Below are 20,386 nucleotides of genomic sequence, written 5' to 3' on the forward strand. Positions count from 1 at the left end.
CGACCAAGATGACTCAAATTGCGCTGCCACTCGGGTGGCCGGCGGACCCTCGCGACGACGCCTTCCTCGTTACCCCTTCCAACTCGCGCGCGGTCCACACGCTGGAGCACACCGCGACCTGGCCCGTCATGACCGCCATCCTCACCGGCCCGCGCAAATCGGGCCGCAGCCTGCTCGCGCGGATCTTCGCGGCGAAGAGCGGTGGCACGATCATCGACGATGCCGAGCGCGTGCCCGAAGCACAGCTGTTCCACGCCTGGAACGGCGCGCAGGAGGAGCACAGGCCGCTGCTGATCGTCGCCGACGCCGCGCCGCCCGAATGGAAGGTAAAGCTTCCAGACCTGCGTTCGCGCCTCGCCGCAAGCCCGATCGCGGCGATCGGCGCGCCCGACGACGAACTCATGCGGCTGTTGCTCGCGCATCTGTTTGAGCGGCGCAGCCTCGATGCGCGCCCCGATCTGATCGACTGGCTCGCGACCAGAATCGAGCGCAGTCATATTACCGTAACGCGAACCGTCGATGCGCTTGACCAAGAGGCGATGGAACGTCGCAAGCGCTTGTCCATTCCTCTTGCACGAACCACACTCACCGAGGCCGGGCTGATCCTCCGGCCGCAACTCGCTCTCGACCTCCCGCTCTTCACGCCACCATAAGCCCCCAAGAGGCCCGATGAACCGTCCAGCCCATATCGTCCGCCAATCGGAAGACGACGACGATCCCATCGGCGCAGAGCCGAACGACCGGTATTTCAACCGCGAGCTGTCCTGGCTGGCGTTCAACCGGCGTGTGCTGGAGGAGGCGTGCAACCCCGCGCACCCGTTGCTCGAACGGCTCCGCTTCCTGTCGATCTCGGGCTCGAACCTCGACGAGTTCTTCATGGTCCGCGTTGCCGGCCTGAAGGGACAGCAGACGCAGGACGTCGACCGCCGCTCGGCCGACGGCCTCACCGCGGGCCAGCAGCTGACCGCGATCGTCCGCGAGGCCGACGAACTGATGGCGAGCCAGCAGGCGGTGTGGGGCGATCTCCGCGTGCTGCTCGACGAAGCCGGACTGTTCGTCCTCCGGCGCGAGGCGGTTGAGGGTGAGGCCGACGAGTGGCTCGAAACGCATTTCCGCGATCAGATTTTCCCGATCCTGACCCCGCAGGCGCTCGACCCCGCACACCCGTTCCCGTTCATCCCGAACCGCGGCCTGTCGGTGATCTTCGACCTCGTCCGCCGCTCGGACAATGAGCCGGTCCGCGAACTGGTCATGCTCCCGCACACCATGACGCGTTTCGTTCGCCTGCCTGGCGAGCCTGCGCGCTACATCTCGATCGAATCGATCCTGAAGCGGTTCGCGCCGGTCTTGTTCCCCGGCTACGAAGTCCTCGCCGCCGCCAGCTTCCGCGTCCTGCGCGACAGCGACATGGAGATCGAGGAGGAGGCCGAGGATCTCGTCCGCTACTTCGCCAACGCGATCAAGCGCCGGCGCCGCGGCCGCGTGATCCGCTTGGAACTCGAAACCGGCATCCCCGACGTGCTCGCCGCGGTCCTCAAGGACGAACTCGGCGGTGCGGACGCGATCATTACCGAGAGCGGCAATCTGCTCGGCATCGTCGACCTCGACGGGCTGGTCGACGAGGATCGTCCCGACCTGAAATTCCCGCCCTTCACGCCGCGCTTCCCGGAGCGGATCCGTGAATTCGGCGGCGATTGCTTCGCGGCGATCAAGGCCAAGGACATCGTCGTCCACCACCCGTACGAGACGTTCGAAGTGGTGCTCGCCTTCCTGAAACAGGCGGCGAACGACCCCGACGTCGTCGCGATTAAGCAGACCCTCTATCGCGCGGGCAAGCAGCCCGCGGTCATCAACGCACTGATTACCGCGGCCGAGGCTGGCAAGTCCGTCACCGCGGTCGTCGAGCTGAAGGCGCGGTTCGACGAAGAGCAGAACATGGTCTGGGCCTCCGCATTGGAGCGTGCAGGCGTGCAGGTCGTCTACGGCTTCATCGACTGGAAGACGCACGCCAAGGTCTCGCTGGTCGTCCGCCGTGAGGGACAGGCATTCCGCACCTACTGCCATTTCGGCACGGGCAATTATCACCCGGTCACCGCCAAGATCTATACCGACCTCAGCTTCTTCACCGCCGACGCCGCGGTCGGGCGCGATGCGGCGCAGATGTTCAACTACATCACCGGCTATGTCGAACCGACCGACATGGCCCGCGTCAGCCTGAGCCCGCGCGACCTCCGCCAGAACCTCATGAACCTGATCGACGTCGAGATCGCCAACGCACGCGCCGGCAAGCCTGCCGGCGTCTGGGCGAAGATGAACTCGCTGGTCGACCCCGCGGTGATCGAGAAGCTCTACGAAGCGAGCGGGGCAGGGGTCGAGATCGACCTCATCATCCGCGGCATCTGCTGCCTGCGCCCCGGTGTACCCGGCCTGTCGGAGACGATCCGGGTGAAGTCGGTAATCGGGCGGTTCCTCGAACACAGTCGGATCTGGGCGTTCGGCAACGGCAAGGCGCTGCCCAACGACGGCGCCAAGCTGTTCATCTCGTCGGCCGACTGGATGCCGCGCAACTTCGACCGCCGCGTCGAATATATGCTGCCGATCCTCAACCCGACCGTCCACGACCAGATCCTCGATCAGGTGATGGTCGCGAACCTGATCGACAACGAGCAGAGTTGGGAGCTAGGCCCCGACGGCGAATATAGCCGCGTCGATCCCGGCGACCGCCCGTTCAACCTGCATCGGTATTTCATGACGAATCCTTCGCTCTCCGGCCGCGGCGCCTCGCTCGCGACCAGCAATGCCGTGCCGACCCTGTCGCTCCGCCGAAAACGATGAGCGTCACGAATATCCTGTTCGGCAATTCCCCGCCCAAGGCCGAGACCGACGATCACCCGCGCACCGGGATCATCGACATCGGCTCGAACTCGATCCGGCTGGTAGTCTACCAGGGGCCGCCGCGGTTGCCCGCGATACGGTTCAACGAGAAGGTGCTGGCGGGGCTCGGTCGTGGGCTCGCCGCTACCGGCGCGATCGAGAAGTCGGCGCTGAAAACGGCACGCGTCGCGCTGGCGCGGTTCGCGGCGGTGGCAAAGGAAATGGAATGCTCGACGCTCCGCACGGTCGCAACCGCGGCAGTACGCGATGCGAAGAACGGCGGCGAACTCATTGCCGCGGCTCAACAACTCGGCCTGACCGTCGAGACGCTGTCGGGCGAACAGGAAGCCAGCGCGGCTGGCTACGGTGTGCTGTCCGCGATCCCCGAGGCGGATGGCATAGTCGGCGATCTCGGCGGCGGCAGTCTCGAACTCGTCCGCGTCCGCCGCGGCAAGATCGAGGACCGCGTCTCGTTTCCGCTCGGCGTCCTCCGCATCGGCCCGATCCGGGCGAAGCGTGGCAAGGTGCTCGCGCGCTACGTGGCGCGCCTGGTGCGCGAGGCCGGCTGGACCGCGAAGGGGCAGGGGCTTCCGCTGTATCTGGTCGGCGGATCGTGGCGCGCACTGGCACGGCTCGACATGGAGCTGTCGGACTATCCGCTGCCGATCATTCACCAATATTCGATGACCGCCGCGACGATCACTCGGCTGAGCCGGACGATCCCACAGCTATCCAAGCCGCGCCTGAAGGCGATTCCGGGGCTGTCGTCGGGCCGCACGGCAACGCTCGCCGACGCCGCGGCGTTGCTCGGCGTGCTGGTGCGGCAGCTTGGCAGCCGGACGACGATCGTGTCCGCCTATGGTCTGCGCGAGGGCCTGCTCTACGAAGACCTGAAGCCAGCAGACCGAACGCTCGATCCGCTGATCGTAGCCGCCCGCGAAGAGGGCCGCCTGCTCGGTCGCTTCCCCGAGCATGGCGATCTCCTCGATCGCTGGATCGCACCGCTGTTCACCACCGAGCCACCCGCGATGGCACGCATTCGCCACACCGCATGCTTGCTTGCGGACGTAGGCTGGCGCGCCAACCCCGAGTTCCGCGCCGAACGCGGCGTCGAGGTCGCGCTGCACGGCAACTGGGTCGCGATTGACGCGCCTGGCCGGGGGATGCTGGCGCAAGCTCTTTATACGAGCCTTGGCGGCGATCTCTCCGCCGGTGAAACAGTTGGTCTCCTCGCGTCTCCGGCAGCGGTGAAAAGCGCGACTGCTTGGGGCCTCGCTATGCGACTAGGCCAGCGAATGAGTGGTGGCTTGGCAGGACCTTTGAAACGATCAGGGCTCGCAGATGACGGGGTATCACTTACGCTGACGCTGCGCCCTGATGATCGTGGGCTCTACGGCGAAGCGGTGGAACGTCGCCATAACGCGCTTGCCGCCGCCCTGGGACGCAAGCCCGTACTGGCGCTCTCCTGAATCCTCCCCTTCTAGGGGAGGATCAATGGGCTCAAGCGCAGGTGAAGCGTTCGATCCGGCCCTTGGCGTCCACATAGACATTCAGACGATCAGCGCGGAAATCCATCGTCACGGCCGTGTTCGGCGCGATCCAGCGTAGCGTGCGTGCACCCGATCGCGTCTGCATCACGTCGGCCCGAGCATCGCTCGCCCGCTTGCCGACCAGATCGCCGAGCGAGTCGGCATTGCAGGCGGCCGCGACCGGCGCAGCGGCAGGCGTCTCGCCGCGCATCTCGACCGGCGTACACCCCGCCGACGCGAGTAACGCCGCAACCAGAACCATCCTCATGCGGCATCCTCCGTACGCGTCATCTTCAGCTTTCCGCCGATCACCGCAAACGCCAGCCGCCCCTCGACCAAATCGAGCGCGTCGCGGCCGAACTGGTCGAACCGCCAGCCTTCGAGCATCGGCAGCCCGGTCCGAACACCCGCCGCCAACGCTTCGAGTTCATCGGTGCGCGCCAACAATTTCGACGCGACATCAATGTCTCGCGAGCGGATCTTGAGCAGAAGCTTGAGAAGGTCCGCCACCAGCGACCCCTCCTTGCCAAGCCCCGGCTTCCGATCGTCGCGCGGCGGCAGTTCGTCGTCGCCAAGTGGTTGCGCGCCCTCGATCGCCGCCATCAAGCGGCCACCGATGTCGTTCCCAGCCCAAGTCGCCGAAAGCCCACGCACCCGCGCCAAGTCCGTCTGCTTCTTCGGCGGATGCCCCGCCATGTCGCCCAGCGTTTCGTCCTTGACGATCCGCCCGCGCGGTAGGTCCTTCGCCTGCGCCTCCAGCTCCCGCCAGCGCGCGAGTGCCTTCAACCGCCCCAGCACCTCGGGCTTGCGCCCCGAAATCCGCACGCGCTTCCACGCAAGATCGGGATCGTTCGCATAATTGGCGGTGTCGCCAAGCCGCTCCATCTCCTGATCGAGCCACACCCCGCGCCCGGTCTTGCGCAACCGCTCCAGCATCTTCGGGAAGATTTTCGACAGATGCGTCACGTCGCCGATCGCATATTCGATCTGTCGCGCATCGAGCGGCCGGCGCGCCCAGTCGGTAAACCGAGCACCCTTGTCGACAGCGATCCCGAGCCAGCTGTCGACAAGGTTCGAATAGCCGATCTGCTCGCCCTGGCCGAGCGCCATCGCCGCGACCTGCGTGTCGAACAGCGGGAAGGGCGTCTTGCCGGTGAGGTTGTAGACGATCTCAATGTCCTGCCCGCCGGCGTGGACGACCTTCAGCACGTCGTGATTCTCGACGAGCAGGTCGAGCAGCGGCTTCAGGTCGATCCCCGGCGCCATCGGGTCGATCGCCGCGGCTTCCTTGTCGTCCGCGATCTGGATCAGGCAGAGTTCCGGGTAATAGGTGCTCTCGCGCATGAATTCGGTGTCGACGCACACATAGTCGGCGTCGGCCATGCGCGCACACAGATTGGCGAGCGTGGCACTGTCGGAGATAAGCGGGTGGATATGCATTGCCCGTCCATAGCGAGCCTCGTCCGGGTTGACAAAGCCCGGTAGGGAAGGGAAGCGCGAGGCACCTGTTTATCGTCCGAGAAGACCCATCATGCACGCCTATCGCACCCACAACTGCGCCGCCCTCCGCCCCGAACAGGTCGGCGAAGAGGTCCGCGTCTCCGGCTGGGTCCACAAGAAGCGCGATCACGGCGACCTCGTCTTCATCGATCTGCGCGATCACTACGGCATCACGCAGATCGTCACCGACGTCAGCGGCCCGGTCTTCAAGGTCATCGAGGGTCTGAAGAGCGAGAGTGTCGTCACGATCACCGGCAAGGTGACCGCACGCGCGCCGGAAGCCGTGAACCCGAACCTGCCGACCGGCGGGATCGAGATTCGTGCGACCGCCGCGACGGTCCAGTCGATGGCCGGCGAGCTGCCGATGCCGGTCGCGGGCGAGGCCGAGTATCCCGAGGATATCCGCCTGCGCTATCGCTATCTCGATCTGCGTCGCGAGCGGCTGCACGCGAACATCATGCTCCGCAGCCAGGTGATCACTTCGCTGCGCAACCGCATGAACGGGCAGGGGTTCACCGAATTCCAGACGCCGATCCTGACCGCATCGTCACCCGAAGGCGCGCGCGATTACCTCGTGCCGAGCCGCGTTCATCCGGGCAAGTTCTACGCGCTCCCGCAGGCGCCGCAGATGTTCAAGCAGCTGTTGATGGTCGCCGGCTTCGACCGCTATTTCCAGATCGCGCCGTGCTTCCGCGACGAGGACGCACGCGCCGATCGCTCGCCGGGCGAATTCTACCAGCTCGATTTTGAGATGAGCTTCGTCACGCAGGACGACGTGTTCAATGCGATCGAGCCCGTGCTCCACGGCGTGTTCGAGGAATTCGCCGACTGGCAGGGCAAGGGCCGTCAGGTCTCGGCCCTCCCGTTCAAGCGCATTCCTTACCGCGAATCGATGCTGAAGTACGGCAGCGACAAGCCCGATCTGCGCAACCCGATCCTGATCCACGACGTCGGCCATCACTTCGTCGATTCGGGCTTCGGCCTGTTCGCCGGGATCGTCGCCGGTGGTGACGTGGTCCGCGCGATCCCCGCGCCGAACACCGCCGACAAGAGCCGTAAGTTCTTCACCGACATGAACGACTGGGCGCGCGCCGAGGGGCATGCCGGGCTCGGCTACATCACGCAGAAGAACGGTGAGCTCGGCGGCCCGATCGCTAAGAACCACGGCGAGGAAGCGACGCGGAAGCTAATCGCCGAGATGGGCCTCGGGCCAAACGACGGCATCTTCTTCGCCGCCGGCAAGGAACTGCCCGCGTCCAAGCTCGCGGGCGCCGCCCGGGCGCGGATCGGTGCCGACCTCGGCCTGATCGACGAGAACCGGTTCGAGTTCTGCTGGATCGTCGACTTCCCGATGTTCGAATATGACGAGGATGCGAAGAAGGTCGACTTCAGTCACAACCCGTTCTCGATGCCGCAGGGCGAAATGGACGCGCTGGAGAACAAGGATCCGCTCGATATCCTGGCGTATCAGTACGATATCGTCTGCAACGGCGTCGAGCTGTCGTCGGGCGCGATCCGGAACCACCGTCCGGAGATCATGTACAAGGCGTTCGAGATCGCCGGCTACACGCAGGCCGATGTCGACACGAACTTTGCGGGCATGATCAACGCGTTCAAGGTCGGCGCACCGCCGCATGGCGGCTCCGCACCGGGGATCGACCGGATGGTAATGCTGCTCGCGGGCGAGCCGAACATCCGCGAGGTCGTGCTGTTCCCGATGAACCAGAAGGCCGAGGATTTGATGATGGGCGCACCGAGCCCGGTCAGTGCCAAGCAGCTGAAGGAACTCAACATCCGCCTGACGGTGGATGGTCCCAAGGACGCGACGAAGGTGGTCGCGCCGAGCGCGGGGTGATCTAGCTGTCCCTCGCCCCAACGGGGAGAGGGAAGGAGGCGCGCTTGCGCCGGGAGGGTGAGGGGCGGTTGGTGTCCGCCAACGTCCCCTCTCCCTCCCACCCGCAAGCGCGGCCGGGCCCCTCCCTTTCCCCGTAGGGGCGAGGGAAAGACGTTATCTCCTCCACCGCTTTCCCCACCTAGCTAACCATGCAAATACCTCTGCACGATAAGGGGTTGGCATGCGCGACGATCAGATGACACCGGCGCCAAGCCTCGTCCGCAGCTTAGGCGTGACGGGCGTCCTGTTCCTCACCCTCTCCGTCGCGACCCCGGCATCGTCGGTGTTCGTCATCGTCCCCGGCATGCTCCAGGTCGCGGGCACCGGCGCGGTCTGGGCAACGCTCATCGCCGGACTCGTGTGCGTCGCCACCGCATTCGTCTATGCCGAGCTCTCGTCCGCCTGGCCGGTCGCAGGCGGCGAGTATGTCGCGGTCGCGCACACGCTCGGGCCGATGGCGGGGTTCGTCATGCTCGGCGTCAACGTCTTCAACAACCTGCTCTTCCCGCCCGTCGCAGGGCTAGGCGTCAGCGCGGTGCTGGGCACGCTGGTTCCCGGCCTGCCGCAGATCCCCGTCGCGATCGCCGTGGTCGCCGGGGCGACGCTCGTCGCGATGCTCCGGATCCGCGTCAACGCCTGGCTCACTGGGCTCTTCCTGCTGGTCGAGATGCTCGCCATCCTCGCGGTCGTCTGGCTCGGGTTCGCCGATACCGTCCGTCCAATCGGCGACCTCCTGCTCCACCCAGTGATGCCGCAAGGGGCCGCGCTCGTTCCCGCGTCCGCCGCTTCGATCGGCCTCGCCACCTCGATCGCTATCTTCGCGCTCAATGGCTGTGGCGCGGCGGTGTATTTGGGCGAGGAGATGCTCGACGCCCCCCGGCTGATCGCCCGCGCGATCATGGCCTCGCTCGCGCTCACGCTTCTGTTCGAAGGTATCCCGATCGTCGCGGTCCTCGTCGGCGTGCCGGATCTCCACGCCACGCTCACCGCCGACGACCCGTTCGGCCTGCTCGTCACCCTCCGCAGCGGCACCACGATGGCGAACTGGCTCTCGATCGGCGTCGTCGTCGCGATCGTCAACGCGGTCATCGCCTGCATCCTCGCCTGCGCGCGCTTCTTCTACGGCACCGCGCGCGACGGAAGCTGGGGCCGTCCACTCGACCAATGGATGACGCAGGTCCACCCGAAGTTCGGCTCCCCCTGGGTCGGCACGCTGCTGGTCGGCGGGTTCGGCATCGTCGCGTGCTTTCTGCCGCTCCAGTTGCTGCTCGTGCTCAGCGGCACCGGCCTCGTCGCGATCTACGCGGGCATCTGCGTCGCGGCGATGGTCGGCAGGCGTACCGGTCAGACCGCCCATGCACCCTACCAGATGCCGTTATACCCGCTTGCGCCGATCGTGACGCTGCTCGCGCTCGGTTATGTCTGCTGGACGAGTTGGCTCGATCTCGAGGAGGGGCGCCCCGGCCTGATCATGACGGCCGCGCAGATCCTGCTGTCGATCGCCTATTATTGGTTCGTCCTGCGCCGACGGGGCGCCTGGAACGTTCAGATCCCGACCCTTGCGACGGAGCGCGATGCATGACGATACACCTGGCCGACTACGAAGACGGCGACGAATACGACGGCAGGTACAAGCACGACCTTGGAGCGCTGCAAAAGCGCCTCGAGCATATCCAGGTCGCGCACATCGTCGGCGGTACGCGCGCGATCGTGATGTTCGAAGGCTGGGACGCGGCAGGGAAGGGCGGCATCATTCAGCGTCTCTCCGCCGAATGGGACCCGCGCAACTACAAGGTCTGGCCGATCTCGGCGCCGACCGCGGACGAGAAGGCGCATCATTTCCTCTGGCGCTTCTGGAACCGGTTGCCCGCCAACGGCAACATCGCGGTGTTCGACCGCAGCTGGTACGGCCGTGTCCTCGTCGAGCGCGTCGAGGGGTTCGCCAGCGAGACCGAATGGCGCCACGGCTATGACGAGATCAACGCGTTCGAGGCGCAGCAGGTCGAGAGCGGCACGACGCTGATCAAGCTGTTCATCCACACCACGCAGAAGGAGCAGGACCGGCGCTTGGAAGCGCGGCTCGACGATCCGTGGAAGCATTGGAAGACCGGGCTCGACGATTTCCACAACCGATCGCGGCGCGACGAGTATCTGGAGGCGATGGCCGAGATGTTCGCGCGCACCGACACCGCGACCGCGCCGTGGAGCGTCATCGACGGCAACGACAAGAAGGCGGCCCGGATCGCAGCGCTGACGCTGATCGCGGACCGCCTCGAAGCCGGCGTATCGATGGTGCCGCCACCGCTCGACCCGAAGGTCAAGAAGGTGGCGGAGAAGGCGTTAGGCCTTCGCTGACCCGTTAGGCTTTCGCGGATTTGGCTTCTGTCGACTCTGCCTGGATGAACTCGTCATCCTCGTTGAGCAGCAGCATCTGGCCCTTGTCGATGCCGAAATAGGCGCCGCGAAGGGCCAGCGTGCCGGCGGCTTCTGCCTCGGTCACGAACGGAAACGTCCGCAGGTTGGCGATCGAGGTGCGGACGGACTCGAGTTCCATCTCGCGACCGGCCTGTTCGCTATCGCCGTACTTCGCGATGACTTTCTCGCGGGCACCGTCAAGCAGGCTCACCCAATCGGATACGAACCCGCCCGCACCCCGCTCGGCATCCGCGAACGCCTGGGTCAGCGCCGCCTTGCAGCCACCGCACTTCTCGTGGCCCATCACGACGATCTCTTCGACCTTCAGCTGCGTGACAGCGAACTCGATCGCGGCCGAGACACCGTGATGGCCACCACCGGTCTCGAACGGCGGTACGAGGTTGGCAACGTTGCGGACGACGAACACTTCGCCGGGCAGCGTATCGAAAATCTGCGCGGGTTCGACGCGGCTGTCGGAGCACGCGATGATCATCACCTTGGGGCTCTGGCCGTCCTTCAGTTCCTTCCAGCGCTCGCGCTGCTCCTCCCAGGGGCCGTCCTTGAAGCGGTGATAGCCTTCGATCATTTCCGGAAAGTGTGTTGGCACGGATAGCCTTCCATATCAGTTTGCGATGCAACATGAAAAACTTGTCATGTTGAAACTGGTTCCATGATTTTATCCGGTTCGTCCGATGGTTCCAACCCGCCGACGGCGTCCGCCGCCATTGTCTCGACGGCAGGGCGGGGCTATCTGGCGTGCATGAACGACATGACCCCGATGGCTGCGCCGGTCCGTGCGCGCAAGCCCGACTGGATCCGCGTCAAGGCGCCGACCTCCGCTGGCTTCGCGAAAACGCGTGAGCTCATGCGATCCAAAAGCCTAACGACCGTGTGCGAAGAGGCGGCGTGTCCGAACATCGGCGAGTGTTGGTCGAAGAAGCACGCCACGGTCATGATCCTCGGCGATACCTGCACGCGGGCGTGCGCGTTTTGTAACGTCAAGACCGGTATGCCGCGCGCGGTCGATCGGATGGAGCCGCAGAACGTCGCCGATGCGGCTGCGCAGATGGGCTTGAACCACATCGTCATCACCTCGGTAGATCGTGACGACCTCCCCGATGGCGGCGCGTCGCAGTTCGTGAAGGTGATCCAGGCGATCCGCGCGTCGAACCCGACGACGACCATCGAGATCCTCACGCCCGACTTCCGCAACAAGGCGCAGGCCGCGATCGAGTCGATCGTCGAGGCGCGTCCCGACGTCTACAACCATAATCTCGAAACCGTGCCGCGGCTCTATCCGACGATCCGCCCGGGTGCGCGCTACTATGCGTCGTTGCGGCTGCTGGAGAGCGTCAAGAAGCACGATCCGTCGATCTTCACCAAGTCGGGCGTGATGCTCGGGCTCGGCGAGGAGCGTCTGGAGATCCATCAGGTGATGGACGACATGCGCTGCGCCGACATCGATTTCCTGACGATGGGGCAGTATCTCCAGCCAACGCCGCGCCATGCCAAGGTCGCCGAGTTCGTGCCGCCCAAGGCGTTCGACGCCTATGCCTCGATAGCGCGCGCGAAGGGCTTCCTGCTGGTCGCATCGTCGCCGCTGACCCGGTCGAGCTATCACGCCGGCGATGATTTCGAGCGGTTGCGTGCAAACCGTGACGCAAAGCTGGGCGTCGCGCGCATCTGATGCCGAAGCATTCGGAAACGCGCCATTTGCCCTATACGCCTGAGCAGATGTTCGACCTGGTGGCCGATGTCGGTCGCTATGCCGAATTCCTGCCTTGGGTAAGCGCGATGCGCGTGCGCTCGAACAGCGATACGGAGACGCTCGCCGACATGATCGTCGGCTTCAAGGGCCTGCGCGAGACGTTCACGTCGCGCGTGCAGAAGGTCCGGCCGAGCGAACTCAACGTCGATTACGTCGATGGCCCGCTCAAGTATCTACGCAACGAATGGCATTTTCGGCCAGAGCCGCAGGGTTGCGCGGTCGACTTCACCGTCGACTTCGCGTTCAAGAACCGGATGTTCGAGATGATCGCCGGGCAGGTGTTCGGCGCTGCACTGCGCAAGATGATCGGCGCGTTCGAGACTCGCGCCGCTGAGCTTTACGGGGCGGACGCATCCGGCAGCAAGAGTTCGAGCGCGCACAACGCGGCCTGAAGCCGGATCCCACCACGACCGAGATCGCCAAAGTCCTTGCGATCGGCGTGGACGTCGGACGGGTCGCGGCCCTTCTCAGCGCGACCGAACACCACGGTGCCGACCGGCTTCTTTAGCGAACCGCCACCGGGGCCAGCGACGCCCGTTATCGCCACCGCGATGTCGGCGCCCGACTGCTTTAGCGCAGCCTGCGCCATGCTCCACGCAACCGCGATCGACACCGCGCCGAACGTTTCGAGCACGTCCGAACTGATCTTCAGCACGCCGAGCTTGGCGGCGTTCGAGTAGGTGACGAAGCCGACCTCGAACACGTCGGAGGACCCGGGGATCTCGGTCAGTGCAGCCGCGACCAGCCCGCCGGTGCAACTCTCGGCGACCGCGACCCGGCGGCCGATCGCGCGGTTCTGCTCGACCACTTTGCGTGCGGCGTCGACCAGTTCGGCGGGAAGGATCGTATCCATCAGCGTGTCTCCACCGGGCAGAGCAGCATCGCCACCGCGGCGATATCTCCGCTGCGCGACTTCTGGGATTTGAGGTACCGCAACGTCTCGACGACGATGCCCGCGGTGTTGCGCGGTGGCAAGGGCTGGAGCAGCGTCACCATCCGGTCGATCGTCCCGCAATCGCGCGTCGCGATCCGCCCGACGATCTGTGGCACCAGCAACGTCGTCAGCAGCGGTCGCGCAAACTCCGAATCGAGCATCGCGTCCACGGCTGGATTGCTGAGTTTGACGATCGCCGCGCGCGCTGCCGGCCATGCTCGGTCGGACTCGACCTGATACCGGTCGATCAACGCACTTGACTGCGATCGGATGAGACTTCTGGCGGGAAGCTGCGCCGCACAGACGCGACCGGTTTCGCGGAGAATGTCGGGCATCGCGACGAGCGTCAGCGATTCGGCCTCGGGCCCGGTGATGCAACGCTGTTGGGCGACCGCCGGGCTGGCAAGGAGCGCGATCGCGGCAAGTGCGCCGACGATCTTCACAGCGGCGATCCGGGCAAGCGAATGGTCGCAACGGCCTGCGCGGCAATGCCTTCGCCTCGCCCGGTGAAGCCGAGCCGTTCGGTCGTCGTCGCCTTGACGCTGACCCGGTCGAGCGTGAGCCCGAGCAGGTCGGCGATCCGCGCGGTCATCGCCGTACGGTGCGGCCCGATCTTCGGCGCCTCGCACATGATCGTCAGGTCGACGAAATCGATGCGACCGCGCTTGTCGGCGATCAGCTTGGCGGCATGCTGGAGGAACTGCGCGGAGTCGGCGCCCTTCCACTGTGGGTCGCTCGGCGGGAAATGCGTGCCGATATCGCCCGCCGCGATCGTGCCGAGCAGCGCATCGGTCAGCGCGTGGAGCGCGACGTCGGCGTCGCTATGCCCCGACAGCCCCTTGTCGTGCGGGATCAGGACGCCGCCGAGCCAGAGCTCCTCGCCGGTTTCGAGGCGGTGGACGTCGAACCCCATCGCGGTACGGGTTTCGTACGCGACACGCGCTTCGGCGGCTGCGAAATCTTCTGGGTGCGTGACTTTCTCGAGCATCGCCGAGCCCTGCACCAACGCGACGCCGACGCCAAGCCGTCGCACCATCTGCGCATCGTCGGTCGCCTCCTCGTCCGCCGGCCAGACGGAATGGGCGGCACGCAGTGTCTCCACGGCAAACGCCTGCGGGGTCTGCACCCGGTTGAGGTCCGCGCGCGGCACGATATCGCCCAACAGGACACTGCCGCGCGCGAGCGTATCGGTCACCGGCAGCACCGGAATGGCCGCGTCCCGGGTCTTCAAGGCGGCAACGAGCGAATCGATGACCGCGTGCGACAGGAAGGGACGGGCGGCATCGTGGATCAGCACATGCGTCGCGTCGCCGGCCGTCACGAGGCCGTTGGTAACCGACTCGCGCCGGGTGGCGCCGCCGACGACGATCGATACCTGCCGCAATGCTGCGGTCGCCAAGCCCTGCTGGCCCTCGGCGACGACGACGATCGTCTCGGCGATGGCCGGGTGCGTCGTGAACGCCTCATAGGAATAGGCGATCATCGGCCGACCGGCGATCGGCGCGAACTGCTTGGGAACCGATCCCCCCGCGCGCACGCCGGTTCCGGCCGCGACGATGATCGCGACGATACGCTGTGCCTGTGTCATCCTTGCGCCCTAGCGGTTCGCCCCGACGCTCGCCAGTCTTGCGAAAAACCCCTGGACGGGGTAGGGGATGCCTCTTTTTCAGGCACATCCATGCGTAACCTTGCTCCTATCCAGATCGGTCCCGTCCGGATCGAAAGCCCCGTCGTGCTCGCGCCGATGACCGGCGTCACCGACATGCCGTTCCGCACACTCGTGCGACGCTATGGCTCGGGCCTCAACGTCACCGAAATGGTCGCCAGCCAGGCTGCGATCCGCGAGACCCGCCAGTCGTTGCAAAAGGCTGCGTGGGATCGGCTCGAGGAGCCGGTATCGATGCAGTTGATCGGCTGCACGCCCTACGAGATGGGCGAGGCCGCGAAGCTCAGCCAGGATCGCGGCGCGGCGATCATCGACATCAACATGGGCTGTCCGGTACGCAAAGTCGTTAACGGCGACGCGGGCTCGGCGCTCATGCGCGACACCAAGCTGGCCAGCGCGATCATCGAGGCCACCGTCAAGGCGGTCGACGTGCCGGTGACGCTCAAGATGCGGATGGGCTGGTGTCACGACAGCCTGAACGCGCCCGATCTCGCGCGGATCGCGGAAGACCTCGGCATCAAGCTGATCACCGTCCACGGCCGCACACGCAACCAGATGTACAAGGGCAGCGCCGACTGGGGCTTCGTCCGGAAGGTCAAGGAAGCAGTGAGCGTACCGGTGATCGTCAACGGCGACATCTGCACCATCGAGGACGCCGAAGCGGCGATGGATCAGTCGGGGGCCGATGGCCTGATGATCGGTCGGGGCAGCTACGGCCGCCCCTGGGTGCTCGGCCAGGTGATGGAATGGTTCGCCACCGGCCGTCGCATCGAGGACCCGTCGATCACCGAGCAATATGACGCGATCGCAGGCCATTACGAGGCGATGCTCGAGCATTACGGGATCGAGACCGGCGTCAACATGGCCCGGAAACATATCGGCTGGTACACCAAGGGGCTGCCCGGTTCGGCCGAGTTCCGCAACAAGGTGAACCAGGTACCGGACCCCAAGCAAGTCAAGGCCATGCTGGCCGAGTTCTACGCTCCCTGCCGCGACCTTGAAGCAGCCTGATACGCCATCGCGCAATCGGCCGGGGTTCGCAGAACTCTTTGCCGCGCTGCCGGTGGCTGTGGTGGTCGTCGATCCCGACCACCGGGTCGCGCATGCCAATGCGCTCGCCGAGCAACTGCTGAACCTGTCGGAACGGTTGATGATCGGACAGCCGCTCGATGCGATCATCCCGCCGCCCGACGATCCGCGAAATCGGGACGGACACGCTCTCGCCGTCTACGACACCGAAATCTCGACCGCGCGCGGTGTCAAGATCCGTGCAGATTTCGCCGAGACGCAGATCGCCGACTATCCGGGCTGGCGCGCGATCACCTTGCACGCATCCGCCACCTCGCGGCGGCTTGGACACTCCGCGGATCGCGCGGCTGGAGCAAGGGCTGCGGTCGGCGCCGCCGCGATGCTCGCGCACGAAATCAAGAATCCGCTGTCTGGTATCCGCGGCGCGGCGCAACTGCTCGGCGCGGGCGAACTCACCACGTTGATCGTAACCGAAGTCGACCGCATCGCCGCATTGATCGACCGCATGCAGGACTTCAGCGACACCCGGCCCTTGCCGCTCGCCAGCGAGAACATCTATCCGCTGCTCGGTCATGCCCGCCGGCTCGCACTCGCCGGTTTCGCGCGCGGTATAACGATCGAGGAACGCTTCGATCCCTCGCTCCCGCCCGCGCAGATCAACCGCGACGCGTTGCTGCAGATCGTCATAAACCTGCTGAAGAATGCGCGCGAAGCCGTTCGCAACGAACGAGAACCGCGGATCGTCATGACCACCGCGTACCGTCACGGCATCACCGTCAGTTCGGCACCCGGCAAGCCACGCCTGCCGCTGCCGATTGAGATCTGCATTTTCGACAACGGCCCCGGCGCCCCCGCCGACATCGCCGATCACCTGTTCGACCCGTTCGTATCGGGTCGACGCGAAGGGCAGGGGCTCGGTCTCGCGCTGGTCGACAAGTTGACCAGGGACATGGGCGGCATCGTCCAATACGGCCGCGAAGGAAACCCCGAGATGACCGTCCTTCGCCTCCTGCTGCCGAGAGCCGCGTCATGAGTACGGTTCTGGTCGTCGATGACGACGCCGCGATTCGTACCGTCGTCGCGCAGGCTCTCCGTCGCGCCGGCCATGACGTCACCGTCGCCGACAGCCTCGCGCAACTCGAACGCGCGCTTGCGGTGACGCTGCCCGACGTTCTCATCACCGACGTCATCCTCCCCGACGGCGACGGCATCGATCATGTCCGCAGCGTCGCCGCGCGGTTTCCGCTGCTCCCGATCATCGTCCTCTCGGCGCAGAACACGCTGACCACGGCGGTCCGCGCGGCCGAGGTTGGTGCGTACGAATATCTACCCAAGCCGTTCGACCTCGACGTGCTGACCCGCGCGGTTGCCGGTGCGCTCGCTCGGGGCGGGATGGTATCTGAGGATACGCTCCACGACGCGGACCGCGCGCTGCCCCTGATCGGGCGTTCGGCGGCGATGCAGGACGTCTACCGGATCATCGCGCGCGTCGTATCGAACGATCTGACCGTGCTGATCTCGGGCGAATCGGGCACCGGCAAGGAACTCGTCGCGCGCGCGATCCATGATCTCGGGCCGCGTAGCGCAGCCCCGTTCGTCGCGATTAACATGGCCGCGATTCCGCGCGAATTGATCGAAGCCGAACTGTTCGGACATGAACGCGGCGCGTTCACCGGCGCTGCGACGCGCAACGCCGGACGGTTCGAACAGGCGTCGGGCGGCACGCTGTTCCTCGACGAGATCGGCGACATGCCGATGGAAGCGCAGACCCGCCTCCTGCGCGTGCTCCAGTCGGGCGAGTTCACCAGCGTCGGTGGCGCACGGACGATCCGCGTCGACGTTCGCATCGTCGCCGCGACCAACCGCGATCTGGCGTCACAGGTCGCGACAGGGCAGTTCCGCGAAGACCTGTTCTACCGGCTCAATGTCGTCCCGATCACGTTGCCGCCCCTGCGCGAACGACGTCAGGACATTGCGTTGCTCGCGCGGCATTTTCTGGATCACGCCGCTGCACAGGGCCTTCCACGGCGTCAGCTTGCCAGTGACGCCCTGGTCGCGCTTGGCGGGCATGACTGGCCGGGCAACGTTCGCGAACTCGAAAATCTCATGCGGCGGCTGGCAGTCTTGTCGCGCGACGAAGTCATCGACGCGGACGCGATCCGTACCATGATCGGCCGCCACGCCACGCTCACCGACCCGGTCGGCCTCGATATCGGACAAGCGGTCCGCGCGATGATCGCGCGCATCGCTCATGACGATCCGGCTGCACTCGATGACGGCACGCTCTACGACCGCGTGATCGGCGAAGTCGAACGGCCGTTGATCGAGGCGATGCTGGCGCGTCATGGTCAGAACCAGCTTCGGGCCGCCCGCGCGATGGGGATCAACCGCAATACCCTGCGTAAACGCCTCGATACGCTCGGCATCGATATCGGCGGTACGATCGGCAGCGACGCGCCTCGCGTAGACGAACCGGAACGGCGGTAATTCTGTCATTATGTGGTTTCACGGCAACGGTTGACGTTGTATCGGGGCAACGATGATCGCTTCCGCGACGCTACCGATGGACGATGACGGGCCTGCACACCGGTTTGCCGTGACGCCTGCCGTAGAGGCGGTCGTGCTCGGTGTGGCGATCGCGATCGCCGTTACGAGCTACTTTATCATTACCGGCAGCGACGCGCCGCAGCGCCTGATCCCGCCACCCCTGGTAGCGCTGCTGCTGGTCGCGAACCTCGTGCCCGGAATCGCTCTCCTCATGTTGCTAGGGCGACGTGTGGCCATGCGCCGTGCAGCGCGTTCTCCGGTGGGCGGTGGCGGTCGCCTCCACGTTCGCCTCGTCGCTTTGTTCTCGATCGTCGCCGCCGTGCCGATGCTGCTGGTGACGATCTTCGCATCGCTGCTGTTCCAATATGGCGTCCAGTTCTGGTATTCCGATCAGGCGCGCGGGATGCTCGAGAACGCGACCGGGCTTGCCCAGTCGTCCTACGCACGCCAGCTCAACCGGTGGCAGGAAGCCACCGTGACGATGGCAAGCGACATGTCCGCCTATCTCCGAGAGCGCTCGCTGCAGAGCCCGGATTTTTCCGGCTGGTTCCTCCAACAGGTCTATTTTCGCAGCCTCTCGGAAGCTGCGTTGTTCAAGCTGTCCCCTCAGCAGGGGATCCAGACGCTGGCGATCGTCAACCCGTACGAAATCGACTTTACGCGCCGTGTCACGCCCTCGGCGATCGCCGAGCTGCGGTCGGGCAAAAGCGCGGTCGTTGCGGTGACGGGCGATCGTATCCAGACGATCACGATGCTGCCCGGATCTGACGAGCTGTTTCTCTATGCAGGCCGCGTCGAGGATACGAAATCACTCTCCGAACAGACCACGCGTGCGAACGACGTGCTGAAGAGTTATCGATCGCTTCTGGCCAGGGCGCGTAGTCTCCAGTTGCAGTTCAATGCGGCACTGTTGTTGATCTCGTTGCTGATCGTGGGGATTGCGGTGTGGATCGCGCTGGCGGTTGCGGATCGTCTCGTCCGGCCGGTGGGCGAGCTCGTCGACGCCGCACGCCGGGTGGCAGCCGGCGACCTGACCGCGCGTGTCCCCGATCCGCGCAGCCGCGATGAGGTCGGCACGCTCGCCAACGCGTTCAACCAGATGACCGGGCAGCTGGAGGCGCAGAACACCGAACTCGTCACTGCCAACGGCCAGCTCGAAAGCCGTCGCGCACTGATCGAGGCGGTGATGGCGGGGGTCTCCGCAGGCGTCGTCGCAACCGGACGCGAGCGGACGATCACGATTGCGAACGATTCGGCGACGACGTTGCTAGGCACCGATACTGGCGGGCTGGTCGGACGGCGTCTGGTGGATGTCGCGCCCGAGCTCGACGCGATGCTCGATGGTGGCGACCGGGAAGCGATCGTCGAAGTTGGCCAGGGGAGCGAGGTCCGCACGCTTGCCGTGCGGATCGCCCGGCCAGCTACTGGCCCGATCCTGACGTTCGACGACATCACGCAGCAGCTGCTCGATCAACGCCGCGCGGCATGGTCGGACGTCGCTCGCCGGATCGCGCATGAGATCAAGAACCCGCTGACACCGATCCAGCTTGCGGCCGAGCGGCTTCAACGCCGCTATGGTGGCAAGATCGAGGCGCAGGACGGTACGTTCTCGCGATTGACCGACACGATCATCCGCCAGGTTGGCGATCTTCGTCGCATGGTCGACGAGTTCTCCTCGTTCGCGCGGATGCCGAAGCCAGTGTTCCGCGAGGAATCGCTGGTCGATGCCGCCCGCCAGGCGCTGTTCCTGCACGAGGTCGCGCATCCCGCGATCAGCTTCCAGCTGGTGCAGGACGATCCGGGTCTGACACTGGTTTGCGACCGCCGCCAGATCGGGCAGGCGCTCACGAACATCGTCAAGAACGCGGTGGAAGCTATTGAAACTCGCGGTGAACCCGGCGGATCGGTCACGATGACATTGACGAGCGATGCCAACACGGTCGGCATCGCAGTGGCGGACACCGGCATCGGGCTACCGGCGGAGCGGGACCGGATCGTCGAACCTTATGTAACGACCCGTGCCCGTGGCACAGGCCTCGGCCTTGCCATCGTCAAGAAGATCATTGAGGAGCATTGCGGCACGATCGGCTTTTCCGATCGGCCGGGGGGCGGTACACTCGTCACCATGACCTTCGACGCCAAGGCGCTGGCCGCGCTCGACCAAGGGGCATCCGCATCCGAGTTGGCTGGGGAGGGCCGACTCGACACGATGACCCGCAACCGGACATGA

At 65.6% G+C, this 20,386-nt stretch carries 18 protein-coding genes; 12 read left to right on the plus strand and 6 right to left on the minus strand.

Going from position 1 to position 20,386, the window contains the following annotated elements; all coding sequences use genetic code 11:
• Nucleotides 1-8 precede the first annotated feature (8 nt).
• Genes J4O76_RS12270 through J4O76_RS12280 form a run of 3 tightly spaced genes read left to right on the plus strand, consistent with a single transcriptional unit; the run spans nucleotide 9 to nucleotide 4,343 of the window.
• A complete protein-coding gene (locus J4O76_RS12270; RefSeq protein ID WP_426282441.1) occupies nucleotides 9-653 on the plus strand; it encodes an HdaA/DnaA family protein in 645 nt (214 codons plus the stop codon).
• A 16-nt stretch (nucleotides 654-669) separates the two neighbouring features.
• The gene (locus J4O76_RS12275) at nucleotides 670-2,835 is read left to right on the plus strand and encodes an RNA degradosome polyphosphate kinase (protein ID WP_056058715.1); all 2,166 of its coding nucleotides are present in this window, start codon (nucleotides 670-672) and stop codon (nucleotides 2,833-2,835) included.
• Nucleotides 2,832-4,343 carry a Ppx/GppA family phosphatase gene (locus J4O76_RS12280; protein WP_426282100.1) on the plus strand — a complete coding sequence of 504 codons (1,512 nt, stop codon included), beginning with the start codon at nucleotides 2,832-2,834 and terminating at the stop codon, nucleotides 4,341-4,343. Before J4O76_RS12275 ends, J4O76_RS12280 begins: the two co-directional genes overlap by 4 nt.
• Before the next feature lie 31 nt (nucleotides 4,344-4,374).
• Here the strand turns inward: J4O76_RS12280 and J4O76_RS12285 are convergent, their stop codons facing one another.
• Nucleotides 4,375-4,671 carry an I78 family peptidase inhibitor gene (locus J4O76_RS12285; protein WP_426282101.1) on the minus strand — a complete coding sequence of 99 codons (297 nt, stop codon included), beginning with the start codon at nucleotides 4,669-4,671 and terminating at the stop codon, nucleotides 4,375-4,377.
• Nucleotides 4,668-5,843 (minus strand): ribonuclease D, encoded by a 1,176-nt coding sequence (gene rnd / locus J4O76_RS12290; protein WP_426282103.1) that lies wholly within the window; start codon nucleotides 5,841-5,843, stop codon nucleotides 4,668-4,670. The genes J4O76_RS12285 and rnd overlap by 4 nt, the downstream gene beginning before the upstream one ends.
• 91 nt (nucleotides 5,844-5,934) lie before the next feature.
• On the opposite strand from rnd, the gene aspS reads away from it, so the two are divergent.
• The 3 genes from aspS (at nucleotide 5,935) to J4O76_RS12305 (ending at nucleotide 10,152) form a co-directional block, all read left to right on the plus strand.
• Nucleotides 5,935-7,758, plus strand: a complete 1,824-nt coding sequence (aspS, locus tag J4O76_RS12295; protein ID WP_426282104.1) for an aspartate--tRNA ligase — start codon at nucleotides 5,935-5,937, stop codon at nucleotides 7,756-7,758.
• 220 nt (nucleotides 7,759-7,978) lie between these two features.
• Entirely contained in the window at nucleotides 7,979-9,379 is a 1,401-nt protein-coding gene (locus tag J4O76_RS12300; protein ID WP_426282106.1) for an APC family permease, read from the plus strand.
• Nucleotides 9,376-10,152 (plus strand): polyphosphate kinase 2 family protein, encoded by a 777-nt coding sequence (locus J4O76_RS12305; protein WP_426282108.1) that lies wholly within the window; start codon nucleotides 9,376-9,378, stop codon nucleotides 10,150-10,152. Before J4O76_RS12300 ends, J4O76_RS12305 begins: the two co-directional genes overlap by 4 nt.
• Nucleotides 10,153-10,156: 4 nt before the next feature.
• On the opposite strand, the gene J4O76_RS12310 is transcribed toward J4O76_RS12305, so the two are convergent.
• Nucleotides 10,157-10,798, minus strand: a complete 642-nt coding sequence (locus J4O76_RS12310) for a carbonic anhydrase (RefSeq protein ID WP_426282442.1) — start codon at nucleotides 10,796-10,798, stop codon at nucleotides 10,157-10,159.
• Between the two features lie 174 nt (nucleotides 10,799-10,972).
• Here J4O76_RS12310 and lipA point away from each other — a divergent pair, with 174 nt between their 5' ends.
• Nucleotides 10,973-11,899 (plus strand): lipoyl synthase, encoded by a 927-nt coding sequence (gene lipA, locus J4O76_RS12315; protein ID WP_120300234.1) that lies wholly within the window; start codon nucleotides 10,973-10,975, stop codon nucleotides 11,897-11,899.
• Entirely contained in the window at nucleotides 11,899-12,372 is a 474-nt protein-coding gene (locus J4O76_RS12320) for a type II toxin-antitoxin system RatA family toxin (RefSeq protein ID WP_426282109.1), read from the plus strand. The genes lipA and J4O76_RS12320 overlap by 1 nt, the downstream gene beginning before the upstream one ends.
• Here the strand turns inward: J4O76_RS12320 and J4O76_RS12325 are convergent.
• Genes J4O76_RS12325 through J4O76_RS12335 form a run of 3 tightly spaced genes read right to left on the minus strand, consistent with a single transcriptional unit; the run spans nucleotide 12,318 to nucleotide 14,502 of the window.
• Nucleotides 12,318-12,833, minus strand: a complete 516-nt coding sequence (locus tag J4O76_RS12325) for a CinA family protein (RefSeq protein WP_056048893.1) — start codon at nucleotides 12,831-12,833, stop codon at nucleotides 12,318-12,320. The genes J4O76_RS12320 and J4O76_RS12325 overlap by 55 nt on opposite strands.
• Nucleotides 12,833-13,357 (minus strand): hypothetical protein, encoded by a 525-nt coding sequence (locus J4O76_RS12330; RefSeq protein ID WP_426282110.1) that lies wholly within the window; start codon nucleotides 13,355-13,357, stop codon nucleotides 12,833-12,835. Before J4O76_RS12330 ends, J4O76_RS12325 begins: the two co-directional genes overlap by 1 nt.
• Nucleotides 13,354-14,502: a bifunctional 2-C-methyl-D-erythritol 4-phosphate cytidylyltransferase/2-C-methyl-D-erythritol 2,4-cyclodiphosphate synthase gene (locus tag J4O76_RS12335; RefSeq protein WP_426282111.1), complete on the minus strand. Its 1,149-nt coding sequence runs from the start codon at nucleotides 14,500-14,502 to the stop codon at nucleotides 13,354-13,356. The genes J4O76_RS12330 and J4O76_RS12335 overlap by 4 nt, the downstream gene beginning before the upstream one ends.
• A gap of 90 nt (nucleotides 14,503-14,592) precedes the next feature.
• Here J4O76_RS12335 and dusB point away from each other — a divergent pair, with 90 nt between their 5' ends.
• The 4 genes from dusB to J4O76_RS12355 are packed head-to-tail and all read left to right on the plus strand — an operon-like array spanning nucleotide 14,593 to nucleotide 20,386.
• Entirely contained in the window at nucleotides 14,593-15,591 is a 999-nt protein-coding gene (dusB, locus tag J4O76_RS12340; protein ID WP_426282113.1) for a tRNA dihydrouridine synthase DusB, read from the plus strand.
• Nucleotides 15,578-16,642 carry a two-component system sensor histidine kinase NtrB gene (locus tag J4O76_RS12345; protein WP_426282114.1) on the plus strand — a complete coding sequence of 355 codons (1,065 nt, stop codon included), beginning with the start codon at nucleotides 15,578-15,580 and terminating at the stop codon, nucleotides 16,640-16,642. Before dusB ends, J4O76_RS12345 begins: the two co-directional genes overlap by 14 nt.
• Nucleotides 16,639-18,096, plus strand: a complete 1,458-nt coding sequence (gene ntrC, locus J4O76_RS12350; RefSeq protein WP_426282115.1) for a nitrogen regulation protein NR(I) — start codon at nucleotides 16,639-16,641, stop codon at nucleotides 18,094-18,096. Before J4O76_RS12345 ends, ntrC begins: the two co-directional genes overlap by 4 nt.
• Before the next feature lie 52 nt (nucleotides 18,097-18,148).
• Nucleotides 18,149-20,386 carry a sensor histidine kinase gene (locus tag J4O76_RS12355; protein ID WP_156348732.1) on the plus strand — a complete coding sequence of 746 codons (2,238 nt, stop codon included), beginning with the start codon at nucleotides 18,149-18,151 and terminating at the stop codon, nucleotides 20,384-20,386.

Origin of the sequence: Sphingomonas sp. NFX23, assembly GCF_049887795.1 — a bacterium.
Classification (GTDB): Bacteria; Pseudomonadota; Alphaproteobacteria; order Sphingomonadales; family Sphingomonadaceae; genus Sphingomonas.